This window comes from Variovorax sp. P1_H2 (assembly GCF_056405295.1).
Genome location: NZ_JBFUCJ010000016.1, coordinates 1 through 13,777 on the forward strand (window position 1 = coordinate 1; position 13,777 = coordinate 13,777).

Below are 13,777 nucleotides of genomic sequence, written 5' to 3' on the forward strand. Positions count from 1 at the left end.
ATCCAGGCCGGCGCCGGGCCGCCCCAAGGCGGCCTGCGGCCCCCTCGGGGGGCAGCGACCCACACGCAGTGGGGGAGCGTGGGGGCGATCCAGGCCGGCGCCGGGCCGCCCCAAGGCGGCCTGCGGCCCCCTCGGGGGCAGCGACCCCACGCAGTGGGGGAGCGTGGGGGCTACATCTACGCGATCGCCGCGTAGGCCACGATCTCGATCCTCATGCCCGGCACCACCAGGCCCGAGACGCCCATGCTCGATCGGTTCGGGTAGGGGGCGGCGAAGAACTCGCGGTACACGGCGTCGATCCGCGGCATGTCCTGGACGTCGGTCATGTAGATCAGCACCTGGGTGACGTCATCGAGGCGGCCGCCGGCGGCCTCCACGGCGCGCCGCAGGTTGGCGAAGGTCAGGCGGGCCTGGTCCTCGATGGCGCCGGTGTCGATGCTGCCGTCGGGGCGCACCGGCCCGTGGGCGGTGAACAGCAGGCCCGAGGCCTTCACCGCCCAGGAGAAGGGCTGCGCCAGCGCCGGCAGGCCGGTGTCGACGATCTCCTTCACGAGAGCACCGCCGCCATCGCCTGCGCCACGTGGTCCACGTTGGCGCTGGTCAGCCCCGACAGGCACATGCGGCCCGAACGCACCAGGTAGACCGCATGCACGTCGCGCAGCCGCGCCACCTGCGCCTCGCTGAGTCCGGTGTAGCTGAACATGCCGCGCTGCGTGACCAGGTAGCCGAAGTCGCGCCGACCCTGGAACTTCTCGTCGAGCACCGCCAGCAGGCGTTCGCGCATGGCGCGGATGCGGCGGCGCATGGCGGCCGTCTCGTCGGTCCAGAGCGCGAACAGCGCCGGGTCCTGCAGCACGCGGGTGATCACGCGGGCGCCGTGCGTGGGCGGGGTCGAGTAGTTGCGGCGCACGGTCGCCTTCAGCTGGCCCAGCACGGTCTCGGCCGCGGCGCGGTTCTCGCACACCACGCTGAGGCCGCCGCAGCGTTCGCCGTACATCGAGAAGTTCTTCGAGAACGAGTTGGCGGCGAAGAAGGCGATGCCGGCGTCGGCCAGCGCGCGCAGGGCGAAGGCATCCTCGTCGAGGCCGTCGCCGAAGCCCTGGTAGGCGATGTCGATGAACGGGATCAGCTCGCGCGCGCGCAGCACCGGGATCAGCGCCTGCCACTGTTCTTTCGACAGGTCGACGCCGGTCGGGTTGTGGCAGCTGGCATGCAGCAGCACGATGCTGCGGCGCGGCAGGGCGTCGAGGCTGGCCAGCATGCGGTCGAACGAAAGGCCGCCGGTGGCCGGGTCGTAGTAGGGATAGGTGCGCACCTCGAGCCCGGCGCCTTCGAAGATGGCGCGGTGGTTTTCCCAGGTCGGATCGCTGACCCAGATGGCGGCTTCGGGAAAGTAGCGGCGCAGGAAGTCGGCGCCGACCTTCAGGGCGCCGGAGCCGCCGAGCGTCTGCAGCGTGGCGATGCGGCCGCTGGTGACGGCTTCGTGCGAGGCGCCGAACAGCAGTCGCTGGACGGCGCTGCGGAAATCCGCGAGGCCCTCGATCGGCAGGTAGGGGCGCGGCCCGATCTCCTGCAGCAGGGCGGTCTCGGCGCGGCGTACCGAGGGCAGCACCGGCAGGCGGCCTTCATCGTCGAAGTAGACGCCGATGCCGAGGCTGACCTTGTTCGGGCGGGGGTCGGCCTGGAAGGCTTCCATCAGAGACAGGATGGGGTCGCCCGCGTAGGGCGGGACATGGCTGAACAGCGAGGGGGACGAGGCGGTCATGAAGAAGTCTCTGATGGGCGTTGTGAAGCCCGGATTCTTCGATCGGCGGATGGGCATGCCAAGTATTTTTTGATCGGTGCATAGATTTGTCTATTTATCTTCGAATTAAGAATTTTCTTTGCGCATCCGCCTGGCGGACGCGAGGCCGAGCAGGCCTGGCAATCTTCAACATTGTCAAGACGCATTTGTTCTGTTCGTTCGAATTGCCGGTGCGGAACCGTCCGTGTTCAATGCCCGAAAAAAACATTGGCCTCAGGAGGAGCTTGAGTGAACCGACAAGGAAAGTGGGAGGAAGCGCAGCGTGCTGCGGTCCGTGCGTTCGTGGGTTCGATGGCGTTGCTCGTCGCCTCGGTCGCGTTCGCGGCCGAACCGGACATCGCGCGTGCGCGCGAGCTGGTTCAGGCGGCCGAAAGCAAGCCGCCCGAAGGCGTCGCTGCGCACCTGGAACTCGGCCGCGCCTATTTCGTGCTCGGGCAGTATGCCGAGGCCAAGATCGAGTTCGAGACCGTGCTGCGCTTCGACAGCCTGCCGCAGGATCTGCTGAGCCAGGTCGAGGTCTACAACAGGGCGGCGAGCCAGGCGCTGGACGAGAAGCGTGCCGTGGTGGGCTTCGGCTATGCCGAGACCGGCATTGGCCAATACCACGTGAACCCGACGCGCGGCACCGACGCGCTCGGCGGCGGCGATCGCAGCGACACCTTCTTCAACGCCCGGGCGGGCGGCGGCGTGAACTACGCGTTGCCGAACGACTACGCGCTCGATGCCAGCCTGGACTATCGCTTCCGCTCCTACGACAACTCGGAAAGCCGCAACGACTCCGACCTGCGCTGGCGCGTTGCCGGCAGCCGCGCGTTCGGCGAGAACAACCTCGCCGTCGGCCTGCGGGGGCGCACCAGCTACCGCGGCGACGGCGACTATCGCAACGATGCCGGCTTGTTCACCGACTACCGCTATCGGGTCGATCCCGACAACCAGCTCACGCTGGGTGCCGAGTACCGGCGCCGCCGCTACCCCGAAGGCCGGTTGCGCGAGCGCAGCCGCACCAGTGCCGACGTCTCGGCCGGCTGGGTTCATTCGCTGCTGGACGGAAGCGGCAGCCTGACGGTCACCGCGCACGGCGGCCAGCACGTCGCGACCAGCCGGCCCGACGGCAACTCCAGTTTCTACGGCGCCACCGTGGCGCTGGACTTCACGGTCAACAACAAATTGAGCTGGGGTACCTTCGCCTGGTGGGAGCGCGATGCCTACAACGTCGACCGGGTGCATTTCCATCCGGACACGATCGACAACAGCGTGATCCTGCGGCGCAGGGACAACCTCTATGAAGTCGGCGCCTATCTGGTCTGGGAATTTGTGCCGACCTGGACGCTCAGGCCCGAACTGCTCTGGATTCGCGACCAGAGCAATTCGGTCGGCTTCAACTACAGCGCGACCGAGGCCTGGCTCAACGTTCGAAAAAGCTTCTGAATGCGTCGCCCGACTTGGGTACGTGCGCCTTGACAAACCCTATGAGCACATTGATCCTCGCTCCGCGCTGTAAGTGAAAGTGCACATACAGGGCATCGAAAAGAAGAACAAAGGAGTAGGAATGGCTTCGACCGAGCAGAAGATGTCGCGCATGCAGCTCACCGCGATGGGTGGGCGGGATGGTCGGTGCGGGGATCTTCTCCCTTCCGCGGACCTTCGCAAATGCGACCGGTCCGCTCGGCGCCGTGATCGCGTGGCTCATCGCCGGCACCGGCATGTACATGCTGGCCCGGGTGTTCCAGTCGCTGGCCGAGCGCAAGCCCGACCTCGACGCCGGTGTGTTTGCCTATGCGAAGGCGGGCTTCGGCGACTATCCCGGCTTCCTGTCGGCCTTCGGCTACTGGATCGGCAGCTGCATCGGCAACGTGTCGTACTGGGTGCTGATCAAGTCCACGCTGGGCGCCTTCTTCCCGGTCTTCGGCGACGGCAACACGGTGGTGGCGATCGTCGTCTGGTCTGCGCATCGCCGGGCGTGGTTTATGCATACGACCGCAACACCTACACCAACACGCTGCTGCGCAAGCAGGGCATCGAGGTGGTGACGATCGTCGGGGCCGAGCTGGGCCGCGGACGGGGAGGCGGCCATTGCATGACCTGCCCCATCATTCGCGATCCGGTCGACTTCTGACGCGGTACGGAAAGGAAAACAGCACGTGTCCGCGATATCCGCTGCCCAACGAGTTGGTAATTGGCCCAGGACGACGACGCTGCTGGCGATCGCGGCGCTGGTGTCGCTGTCGGCCTGCAAGCGCGCCGAGGAAGCCCCGGCGCCCGAGGTGCGTCCGGTCCGCGTGATGACGATCGAGCGCCGCTCGGTCGGCGACACCGTCTCCCTCACCGGGCGCGTGCAGGCGCAGAGCGAGGTCAACCAGTCCTTCCGCATCGACGGCCGGCTGATCGAGCGCAACGTGGACATCGGCGACCGGGTCAAGCCCGGGCAGCTGCTGGCGCGGCTCGACCAGATGAACGAGGACAGCAGCCTGCAATCGGCGCGGGCCCAGCTGGCGGCGGCGCAGGCCCAGGGCCTCGAGGCCCGCAACACCTTCAACCGGATGCGCGACCTGCTGGCCGAGAACGCGGTTTCGCGCGCTTCGTTCGAGCAGGCCGAAGCCATGCTCAAGGTGACGCAGTCGCAGGTCGAGTCGGCGTCGTCGCTGGTCAACATCGCGCAGAATCGCGTGAGCTACACCCGGCTGCTGTCCGACGTGGCCGGCGTGGTGACCGCGCGCGGCGCCGAGCCCGGCGAGGTGGTGCCGGCCGGCCGCATGATCGTGCAGGTGGCGCGCGAGGGCGCGATCGACGCCGTCTTCGACGTCCCGGCGCAGATCAAGGACATCGCGCCGAGCAATCCCGACATCCTGGTCTCGCTGGGCGGCGACCCCAAGGTCACGGCCGCCGGCAAGGTGCGCGAGGTCTCGCCGCGCGCCGATCCGGTCACCGGCACCTTCGCGGTCCGGGTCCGACTGATCAATCCGCCCGCGGCGATGCGCCTGGGCAGCACGGTCACCGGGCGCATGAAACTCGACACCGAGCCCGCGCTCGACATCCCGGCCAGCGCGCTGGTCCGCGCCAACGGCCAGACCTCGGTGTGGATCGTCGACACCAAGGCCGGCACCGTCGCGGCCCGCAATGTCCAGGTGCGCGCCTATGACGCGGCCCGCGTCCAGGTCTCGCAGGGACTGGCGCCCGGCGACGTGATCGTCACCGCCGGTGTCCAGGCGCTGCGGCCGGGACAGAAGGTCCGCTGGCTCGAGGCCGCGAAGTGATCGGCCCGAACCTGTCGGAGTGGGCGCTCTCGAAGCGCTCGCTGGTGGTGTTCCTGATGATCATCGCGGTCGTCGCGGGCACCTTGTCGTTCCTGAAGCTGGGTCGGGCCGAAGACCCGGCCTTCACCTTCCGCACCATGATCGTCGCCGCCGGCTGGCCCGGTGCGACGGTCGACGAGACGCTGTCGCAGGTCACCGAGCGGCTCGAGCGCACGCTCCAGGAAACGCAGCACCTCGACCGCGTGCGCAGCTACACCACGGCCGGCCAGACCACGATCTTCGTCGACCTCAAGCAGTCGACGCCGCCGGGCGCGGTGGCGGACATCTGGTACCAGGTGCGCAAGAACATCGGCGACATGCGCCAGACGCTGCCGAGCGGCGTCGTCGGGCCCTTCTTCAACGACGACTTCGGCGACACCTTCGGCATCATCTATGCCTTCACCGCCGACGGCTACACCTTCCGCGAACTGCGCGACAAGGTCGAAGACGCGCGTTCGCGCCTGCTGCAGGTGCCCGACGTCTCGAAGATCGAGGTGCTGGGCGCGCAGGACGAGCAGATCTTCATCGAGTTCTCGACCGAGCGGCTGGCCGGCCTGCGCCTGGACTACGGCGCGATCGTCGCGGCGCTGCAGGCGCAGAACGTGATCCGGCCGGCCGGCGTGCTGCAGACCGAGCAGGAGCGCGTCTTCATGCGCGTCACCGGGTCCTTCGACACCGAGCGCGACATCGAGGCGGTCAACCTGGTGCTCGGCGGCCGCAACATCCGCCTGGGCGACATCGCGACCGTGCGCCGCGGCTTCGCCGATCCGCCGCAGCCGATGTTCCGGGTCAACGGCAAGCCCGCGATCGGCCTGGCGATCGCGATGCGCGAGTCAGGCGACATCCTCGCGCTCGGGACGAACATCAAGGCCGAGATGGCCGACATCACGGCCAACCTGCCGCACGGCATCGAGCCGACGCTGGTGGCCGACCAGGCGGTCACGGTCGACGTCGCGATCAGCGACTTCATGGCCTCGCTCTGGCAGGCCATCGCGATCATCCTGGTGTGCAGCTTCGTGAGCCTGGGCGTGCGGCCCGGCGCGGTGGTGGCGCTGTCGATTCCGCTGACGCTGGCGATCGTGTTCGCGGTCATGGATCTGGTCCACATCGACCTGCACCGGGTCTCGCTCGGGGCGCTGATCATCGCGCTGACCCTGCTGGTCGACGATGCGATGACCACGGTCGACGCGATGATCAACCGGCTCGCGGCCGGCGACACCAAGGACCAGGCGGCGACCTTCGCCTACCGCACGCTGGCGGCGCCGATGCTGATCGGCACGCTGGTGTCGATCTCGAGCTTCGTGCCGATCGGCTTCGCGCGCAGTTCGGCGGGCGAGTACACCTTCTCGATCTTCGCCGTGGTGGCGATCGCGCTGATCGTGTCCTGGCTCGGCGCCGTGATCTTCGCGCCGCTGGTCGGCAAGGCGCTGCTGAAGGCGCCCAAGCCGGGCGCCGACAACAAGCCGAGCAAGTTCCTCAATGCCTACGGCAGCTTTCTCAAAGGCGCGATCCGGGCCCCCTGGCTGACGATCGCGCTCACGCTGGCGGCCTTCGTGGTGTCGATGTTCCTGGTGCGCTTCGTGCCGCAGCAGTTCTTCCCGGCCTCCGACCGGCCCGAGCTGACGATCGACCTGACCTTGCGGCAGAACGCATCGATCCACGCCACCGAGGACGAAGTCAAGCGGCTGGAGGACATCCTCAAGGCCGATCCCGATGTCGACCACTTCAGCTCCTATGTCGGGCGCGGCGCGGTGCGCTTCATCCTGACGCTCAACGTCCAGCTGGCCAACCCCTTCTTCTCGCAGCTGATCGTGGTCGCCAAGGACCTCGAGTCGCGCGACCGCCTGCAGAACAAGCTCGAGAAGGTGCTGGCCGAGCAGTTCCCCGACATGGTCGCGCGGGTGTCGCCGCTCGAACTCGGGCCGCCGGTGGGCTGGCCGCTGCAGTACCGCGTGATGGGTCCCGACAAGGACGAGGTGCGCAAGATCTCGCTCGATCTCGCCGGCATCCTGGGCTCGCATCCGCAGGCCCGGCACGTCAATTTCGACTGGATGGAGCCGGCGCGGCAGATCCAGATCCGCGTCAACCAGGACGAGGCGCGCCAGCTCGGCATCAGCACCGGCGCGCTGGCCGGCATCATGAACGCCACCATCACCGGAACGCCGGTCACGCAGGTGCGCGACGACATCTACCTGGTCAACGTGGTGGCCCGCTCGAGCGCCGAGCAGCGCTTGTCGCTGCAGACGCTGAGCACCTTGCAGGTGCCCACGGCCAGCGGCCGGATGGTGCCGCTGAACCAGTTCGCCACCTTCTCGGAAGAGCAGGAGTCGCCGCTGGTGTGGCGCCGCAACCGGGTGCCGACGCTCACGGTGCGCGCCGACGTGGTGCACGGCGCGCTGCCCGACACCATCGTCGAGGCGCTGGCGCCGCAGATCAAGGCGTTCAACGCCAAGCTGCCGAAGGGCTACAAGGTCGAGACCGGCGGCCTGTTCGAGGAAAGCGCCGCGTCGAGCGCCTCGGTGTTCGCCGTAGTGCCGCTCATGATCGTGCTGATGCTGCTGAGCATGATGGTGCTGCTGGTGAGCTTCCGCCGGCTCGCGATGGTGGTCTGCGTGATGCCCCTGGGATTGATCGGCGTGGTGATCACGCTGCTGGTGTTCAACCGGCCGCTGGGCTTCGTCGCCATCCTCGGCATCCTGGCGCTGATCGGCATGATCGCCAAGAACGGCGTGATCCTGATCGTGCAGATCGAGACCTTCCGCGCCGAAGGCATGAATGTGCTCGATGCCGTGGTGGCCTCGGCCACCTCGCGGATGCGGCCGATGATGCTGACCTCGATCTCGACCGTGCTCGGCCTGATCCCGATCGCGCCCACGGTGTTCTGGGGCTCGATGGCCTTCGCGATCATGGGCGGGCTGCTGGTGGCCACCGTGCTGACGCTGGTCTTCCTGCCGACCCTGTACGTGCTGGTGTTCGGCAAGGAGAAGCCGACGCCGCCGGCGGGCGCGGTCGAGCCGGCGTGAGCGGCCGGATGGCTGAAGGGACAACGCGCATGAAGTCCGCCCCGTCGGCACCTTCGCGGCGTTCCACGGCGATGGTCCGCGGGCTGCTGCTGCTCGTGCTCTGGCTGCTGCTGATGCCCAGCCTCAAGCCGGCCGATCTTGTGGTCGGTCTGGTCGCGGTGGCGGCCGGCACCTTCGCCAGCCTGCGCCTGCTGCCGCCCGAGGCGGGGCACTTGCGCCTGGGCGCGCTGCTCGGATTCCTGCCGCATTTCCTCTGGCAATCGGTGCTGGCCGGTGTCGACGTCGCACGCCGGGCGCTGTCGCCGCGGATGCCGCTGCGGCCCGGCTTCGTCGTCTACCGGGTCGGTTTCCCCCCTGGCCTCGCACGCAACGAGTTCACCTCGATCACCAGCCTGCTGCCGGGCTCGGTGCCGGTCGCCGATTCGGAAGACGAGATCGTCTATCACTGCCTGGACGTCGGCGAGCCGGTCGCCGAACAGATGGCCGCCGAGGAGCGCCGCCTGCGCGGGGCCCTGGTCGCGGGAGAGCGCCACCATGACTGAGTTCCTGCTCGGCGCATCGGCCTTCGTGCTGTTGACGGTGGCGGTCGGCCTGATCTGCATCCTGCGCGGCCCCGACGACGTCGATCGCATGATGTCGGTGCAGCTGTTCGGCACCGCCGGCATCGCGGCCCTGCTGCTGCTGGGGGCCGCGATCGGCGCGGCGGCGGTGGTCGACCTGGCGCTGATCCTGGCGGTGCTGGCGGCTTTCGCCGCGCTGGCCTTCGTCAAGGCCGGCGTGCGCTCGGGGCCCGACCCCGCCGAGCCGGAGGACCGCGCATGAAGGGTATCGCGGACCTCTTCACGATCGTCGCCGTGGTCGCTGGCGCGTTCTTCTTCCTGGCCGGCACCGTGGGGCTTCTGCGCTTCCCCGACACCTTCACGCGGCTGCACGCGCTGACCAAGGCCGACAACCTCGGGCTTGGCCTGGTGGTGATGGGCCTGCTGCCGCAGATGGACGGCGTGATGGCCGGCCTCAAGCTGATCCTGGTCTGGCTGATGGTGCTGCTGGCCTCGGCGACGGTGTCGCAGCTGATTGCGCGCGCGGTGCGGCGCGGCGGGCCGAAGCCATGAGCGCCGCCCGGCCGCCCGAAGGCGCTCGCACCGCAGTGCGAAGCACGGAGCTTGACTTGTGACCGCGGCGCTGACCCTGGCCCTGGTGGGCTTGCTCATGGCGCTTGCCGTCTGGACCCTGGTGGCGCGCGACACCTTCGCCGCGGTCGCCGGCTTCGTTCCGTACGGCCTGCTGCTCACGCTGGCCTGGCTGCAGCTGCGGGCGGTCGACGTCGCGATGACCGAGGCGGCGATCGGCGCCGGCCTGACCGGCGTGCTGCTGATCGCGGCCGCCGCGCGRCTGCGGTCGACCGAGGCGCCGGCCTGGGCCGAGCGGCCGGGCGCGCTGACCCGGGTGCTGGCCGCGATCGTGTCGGCGGCCGTGGCCGCGGCCATCGGGGCCTGCGTGCTTCTGCTGCCCGATCCGGCCCCGACCCTGGCGCCGGCCGTGGCGCAGAACATCGCCGCCATCGGCGTCGGCAATCCGATCACCGCGGTGCTGATGTCCTTCCGTGCCATGGACACGCTGCTCGAGGCCATCGTGCTGCTGCTGGGCCTGATCGGCGTCTGGTCGCTGGCGCCCGACCGCTTCTGGGGCGGGCGGCCGGGGCCGGCGCCGACGGAAGATCCCAACAGCATCCTGGGCTATCTCGCGCGGGTGCTGCCGCCGATCGGGATCGTCGTCGGCGTCTACATCCTCTGGGTCGGCGCCGACGATCCAGGCGGCAAGTTCCAGGGCGCCACCGTGCTGGCGGCGATGTGGCTGCTGGTCATGATGGCCGGCCTCTCCGACGCGCCCGCCGTCGACCGCAGCTGGGTCCGGATCGCGCTGGCCGGCGGCCCGGCCGTGTTCATCGCGATCGGCCTCATCGGCGCGGGCATCGCGGGCGCCTTCCTGGGCTACCCCGAAGCGCTTGCCAAGCCCTTGATCGTGGTCGTCGAGGCGGCGCTGCTGCCGTCGTTGGCGGTCACGCTGGCCTTGCTGCTGACCGGGCCGCCACGCCGAAAGGACGGTGGCCAATGAACACGCCCACGTTGCTCGGACTGTGTGCCGCGGTGCTGGTCGGCCTGGGGCTCTACGGCCTGATCGTGAGTCCGCACCCGCTGCGCAAGATCATGGCCTTCAACGTGATGGGCAACGGCATCTTCCTGGTCTGCGCGGTGATCGCGCGCCGCGGCGCGGGTGCGGGATTGGGCGGCGACCCGGTGCCGCAGGCGCTGCTGATCACCGCCCTCGTGGTGGCGTTCGCGGCCTCCGCGCTGGCGGTCGCGCTGGTGCTGAGGCTGTTCGAAGAGACCGGCTCGGCCTCGCTGTCGGCCCAGGGCGCCGCGCCGAAGCCGAATGCTGCCGAGGGCGAGGTCTAAGTGCCGCCTTCGGTGCCCGTGGATCCGACGACACCCGGCGGCCTGCTGCTGGTGCTGGCCGTGCTGCTGCCCTTCGTCGGCCTGATGCTCGGCTTCGTGCTCGGCGGCCGGCGCGCGCAGCAGGTGGCCTGGGCCACCCTCGCGCTCGGCGGGGTCGGGGTGGCCGCGATCGCGCACCGGCTGTGGGTGTCCGGCGACGCGCTGGTCTACCTGCTCGGCGGCTGGGCGCCGCCGCTCGGCGTCACCTTGCGGGCCGACGGCCTGTCGGTCTGCATGATGGTGGTCGTGATGGTGGTGGTCGTCGGCATCGGTGTCTACGCCAACGGCGATTTCGGCACGCCCGCCGGGGTCCGCGAGAAACGCGGGGCCCTGACCTTCTGGCTGCTGCTGCTCGCGGTCTGGGGCTCGCTCAACCTGGTGTTCGTGAGCGGCGACGTGTTCACCTTGTACGTCGCACTCGAACTGCTGACTTTCGCGGGCGTGCCGCTGGTCAGCCTCGACGGCCGCGGCGAGACCCTGCAGGCGGCGCTGCGCTACCTGCTGTATGCGCTGGCCGGCTCGATGTTCTACCTGCTCGGCGTCTTCCTGCTGTACGGCGCCTACGGCACGCTCGACATCGCGCTGCTGGCGCAGCGCGTCGGCGCCGAGCCGGTGGCCTGGGGGGCCGCGGCGTTGATGACCGCCGGGCTGCTGGCCAAGACCGCGCTCTTTCCGCTCCACCTGTGGCTGCCGCCGGCCCACGCCGGCGCGCCCGCAGCCGCCAGCGCGTTGTTGTCGGCGCTGGTGATCAAGGGCGCCTGGTTCCTCGTTGTGCGGCTGTGGGTCGACGTCTTCGCCGGCGTGGTCACGCTGCCTTCGGCGCAGCTGCTGGCGGCGCTCGGCGCCTCGGCGATCCTGGTCGGCAACGTCGTCGCCTTGCGCCAGGCGCGCCTCAAGCTGCTGATCGCCTATTCGACCGTGGCGCAGATCGGCTACCTGTTCCTGATGTTCCCGTTGGTGGCCGGGCTCGACGCCGCGCGGATGGACAGCTCGGTCGCGGTCACCGGCGGCCTGCTGCAGGCGATCTCGCATGCGACCGCCAAGGCCGCGATGTTCATGGCGGCCGGGCTGGTCTACAGCACGCTCGGCCATGACCGCGTGGCCGACCTGCGCGGCGCCGGCCGGGCCCTGCCGATGACGATGACCGCGTTCGCGCTGGCCGGCGCCTCGCTGATCGGGCTGCCGCCGTCGGGCGGCTTCCTCGCCAAGTGGATGCTGTTGTCGGCGGCGATCGCCACCGCCCAGTGGTGGTGGGTGGTGGTGATGCTGGCCGGCGGCCTGCTGACCAGCGCCTACGTGTTCATGGTGATGGTGCGCGCGATGGCGCCGGCCGCCCTCGGCTGGGTGCCGAAGGCGCGCGTTCCGGGCTACCAGCAGGGGGCCGTGCTGGCGCTCGCGCTGTGCTCGTTCCTGCTCGGCGTGGCGGCGCTGCTGCCGGTCGACGTCGCCCAGATCGGCCGCACCGGCCTGCTCTCGATGGGGGCCAGATGATCGGGTCCGTCACGCTCGCCGCCGTCGTGTTCGAGGTCCCGGTGCTGTTGCCGCTGGCGCTCGGCGTGCCCTTGCTGCTGTTGCTCGCGTGCGCGTTGCCGGCCTTGCGCCGGCGGCTGCCTGCGCTGTTCGTGCTGGCCCCCCTGCCGGCCCTGGCGGCGGCCTTGCTGGCCGGCGCCGAGCCGGATCTGGTGCTGGGCAATGCCTTCTTCGCATTGACCTTCGCGCTCGATGCGCCGGGTGCGATGCTGCTCGGCGTCGCATCGGTGCTGTGGATCTTCGCCGGCGCCTACGCCGCGCGCTGGCTGCGCGAGCGGCCCGACCGCGATGGCTTCATCGTCTGCTGGCTGCTGACGCTCACCGGCAGCGTCGGCGTCTTCCTGGCGGCGGACCTGATCGGCTTCTACTTCCTGCTGGCGGTGCTGAGCGTGGGCGCCAGCGGCCTGGTGCTGCAGGGCGAGGGGCCGGACGCCTTTCGCGCCAGCGCGCTCTATCTCGGGCTGGCGCTGCTGGCCGAGGCCTTCCTGCTCGCCGGCCTGCTGCTGCTGGCCCAGGCCACGCCGGACGGCAGCCTGCTGATCGGCGACGCCGTGGCGGCGCTGCCCGGCTCGCCGTGGCGCGATCTCACGCTGCTGCTGCTGCTGGTCGGCCTCGGCATGAAGGCCGGCCTGCTGCCGCTGCATTTCTGGATGCCGATCGCCTACGGCGCGGCACCGATCCCGGCCGCGGCGGTGATGAGCGGCGCGGTGGTCAAGGCCAGCATCATCGCGCTGGTCCGCTTCCTGCCGTTCGATGCCGCGCTGCCGGCCTTCGGCCTGCCGCTGGCGGCGCTCGGGCTCTTCGGCGCCCTCTACGGCGTCGCGATCGGCATCACGCAGACGCAGCCCAAGCTGATCCTGGCCTACTCGAGCGTCAGCCAGATGGGCTTCCTGGCGGCGGTGATCGGCATGGGCCTGGCCGCCGGCGACCCCGGCACCGCGCTGGCCGCGGCCTTCTACGCCGCCCACCACCTGCTCGTGAAGGGCGCCCTGTTCCTCGCCGTCGGTGTGGTGATGTGCACCGGCCGCCGGCACCTGTGGCCGATGCTGCTGCCGGCCGCGGTCATCGCGCTGGGGCTCGGCGGCCTGCCGCTGACCGGCGGTGCGCTGGCCAAGTACGCGGCCAAGGACCTCATGGGCAGCGGCCTGGCCGCCACCGTGGCCGTGGTGTCCTCGATCGCCACCACGCTGCTGATGGTCCATTTCCTGCGGCGCCTGGCCGCCGACACGGCGGTCGATCCGGGCGCGCGCGCGCCGTTCGCGCTGGTGCTGTCCTGGCTGGCGATGGCGCTGGCCTCGGTGGCGCTGCCCTGGGCGCTTTGCCTGGCGCTGCCGCTCGGCGCGCTGCCCCAGGCCCTGTCGCCGGCGGCGCTGTGGGCGGCGCTCTGGCCGGTCCTGATCGGCGCCGCCATCGCGCTCGGGCTGGACAGCCTCGGGCGAGCGCTGCCGCGCATCCCGGCGGGCGATATCGGCGTGGCCCTGGGCCGGCTCGACGGGGTGGTTGCTGCGGCGGCGCGAGGATTCGAAACGATCGACACTTTCGCGCGGCGCTGGGCCGTCGCGAGCATCGCATTGCTGGTAGTGTCCCTGCTGTTCGGCTACGCGCTGATGGCACCGGGCTGAAGGAGAACGA

General features: G+C 69.9%; 12 protein-coding genes and 3 pseudogenes. 13 read left to right on the forward strand and 2 right to left on the reverse strand.

The window, feature by feature from the left end:
• Positions 1-195 (forward strand): annotated as a pseudogene (locus tag AC1D2E_RS08205) (hypothetical protein); the annotation flags it as partial.
• On the opposite strand, the gene AC1D2E_RS08210 reads toward AC1D2E_RS08205, so the two are convergent.
• Both AC1D2E_RS08210 and AC1D2E_RS08215 read right to left on the reverse strand, forming a co-directional pair.
• Positions 177-551, reverse strand: a complete 375-nt coding sequence (locus AC1D2E_RS08210; protein WP_478196936.1) for a RidA family protein — start codon at positions 549-551, stop codon at positions 177-179. The pseudogene AC1D2E_RS08205 and the gene AC1D2E_RS08210 sit on opposite strands and share 19 nt — an antisense overlap.
• A complete protein-coding gene (locus AC1D2E_RS08215) occupies positions 548-1,744 on the reverse strand; it encodes an amino acid aminotransferase (protein WP_478196992.1) in 1,197 nt (398 codons plus the stop codon). Before AC1D2E_RS08215 ends, AC1D2E_RS08210 begins: the two co-directional genes overlap by 4 nt.
• Before the next feature lie 288 nt (positions 1,745-2,032).
• On the opposite strand from AC1D2E_RS08215, the gene AC1D2E_RS08220 reads away from it, so the two are divergent.
• The 12 genes and pseudogenes from AC1D2E_RS08220 to AC1D2E_RS08275 all read left to right on the forward strand — a co-directional run bounded on the left by AC1D2E_RS08220 (position 2,033) and on the right by AC1D2E_RS08275 (position 13,767).
• Entirely contained in the window at positions 2,033-3,232 is a 1,200-nt protein-coding gene (locus AC1D2E_RS08220) for a surface lipoprotein assembly modifier (RefSeq protein ID WP_478196937.1), read from the forward strand.
• Positions 3,233-3,353: 121 nt separating this feature from the next.
• Positions 3,354-3,777: pseudogene (locus AC1D2E_RS08225) on the forward strand (amino acid permease); the annotation flags it as partial.
• Positions 3,747-3,920, forward strand: a pseudogene (locus tag AC1D2E_RS08230) (arginine deiminase family protein); the annotation flags it as partial. The pseudogenes AC1D2E_RS08225 and AC1D2E_RS08230, both read left to right, overlap by 31 nt.
• Before the next feature lie 25 nt (positions 3,921-3,945).
• Positions 3,946-5,058: an efflux RND transporter periplasmic adaptor subunit gene (locus AC1D2E_RS08235; RefSeq protein ID WP_478196938.1), complete on the forward strand. Its 1,113-nt coding sequence runs from the start codon at positions 3,946-3,948 to the stop codon at positions 5,056-5,058.
• Positions 5,055-8,120: an efflux RND transporter permease subunit gene (locus tag AC1D2E_RS08240; protein ID WP_478196939.1), complete on the forward strand. Its 3,066-nt coding sequence runs from the start codon at positions 5,055-5,057 to the stop codon at positions 8,118-8,120. Before AC1D2E_RS08235 ends, AC1D2E_RS08240 begins: the two co-directional genes overlap by 4 nt.
• 29 nt (positions 8,121-8,149) lie before the next feature.
• A complete protein-coding gene (locus tag AC1D2E_RS08245) occupies positions 8,150-8,662 on the forward strand; it encodes a Na+/H+ antiporter subunit E (RefSeq protein ID WP_478196940.1) in 513 nt (170 codons plus the stop codon).
• Positions 8,655-8,942: an MrpF/PhaF family protein gene (locus tag AC1D2E_RS08250; protein ID WP_478196941.1), complete on the forward strand. Its 288-nt coding sequence runs from the start codon at positions 8,655-8,657 to the stop codon at positions 8,940-8,942. Before AC1D2E_RS08245 ends, AC1D2E_RS08250 begins: the two co-directional genes overlap by 8 nt.
• Positions 8,939-9,232 carry a cation:proton antiporter gene (locus tag AC1D2E_RS08255; RefSeq protein ID WP_478196942.1) on the forward strand — a complete coding sequence of 98 codons (294 nt, stop codon included), beginning with the start codon at positions 8,939-8,941 and terminating at the stop codon, positions 9,230-9,232. The genes AC1D2E_RS08250 and AC1D2E_RS08255 overlap by 4 nt, the downstream gene beginning before the upstream one ends.
• 58 nt (positions 9,233-9,290) lie before the next feature.
• Entirely contained in the window at positions 9,291-10,235 is a 945-nt protein-coding gene (locus AC1D2E_RS08260) for a hydrogenase subunit MbhD domain-containing protein (RefSeq protein WP_478196943.1), read from the forward strand.
• Positions 10,232-10,576, forward strand: coding sequence for an NADH-quinone oxidoreductase subunit K (locus tag AC1D2E_RS08265; RefSeq protein WP_478174505.1), 345 nt, complete (start codon positions 10,232-10,234; stop codon positions 10,574-10,576). The genes AC1D2E_RS08260 and AC1D2E_RS08265 overlap by 4 nt, the downstream gene beginning before the upstream one ends.
• Before the next feature lie 18 nt (positions 10,577-10,594).
• Complete coding sequence (locus AC1D2E_RS08270; RefSeq protein WP_478196944.1) at positions 10,595-12,106, forward strand: complex I subunit 5 family protein; 1,512 nt, start codon at positions 10,595-10,597, stop codon at positions 12,104-12,106.
• Positions 12,103-13,767 carry a proton-conducting transporter transmembrane domain-containing protein gene (locus AC1D2E_RS08275; protein ID WP_478196945.1) on the forward strand — a complete coding sequence of 555 codons (1,665 nt, stop codon included), beginning with the start codon at positions 12,103-12,105 and terminating at the stop codon, positions 13,765-13,767. Before AC1D2E_RS08270 ends, AC1D2E_RS08275 begins: the two co-directional genes overlap by 4 nt.
• Positions 13,768-13,777: the final 10 nt, after the last annotated feature.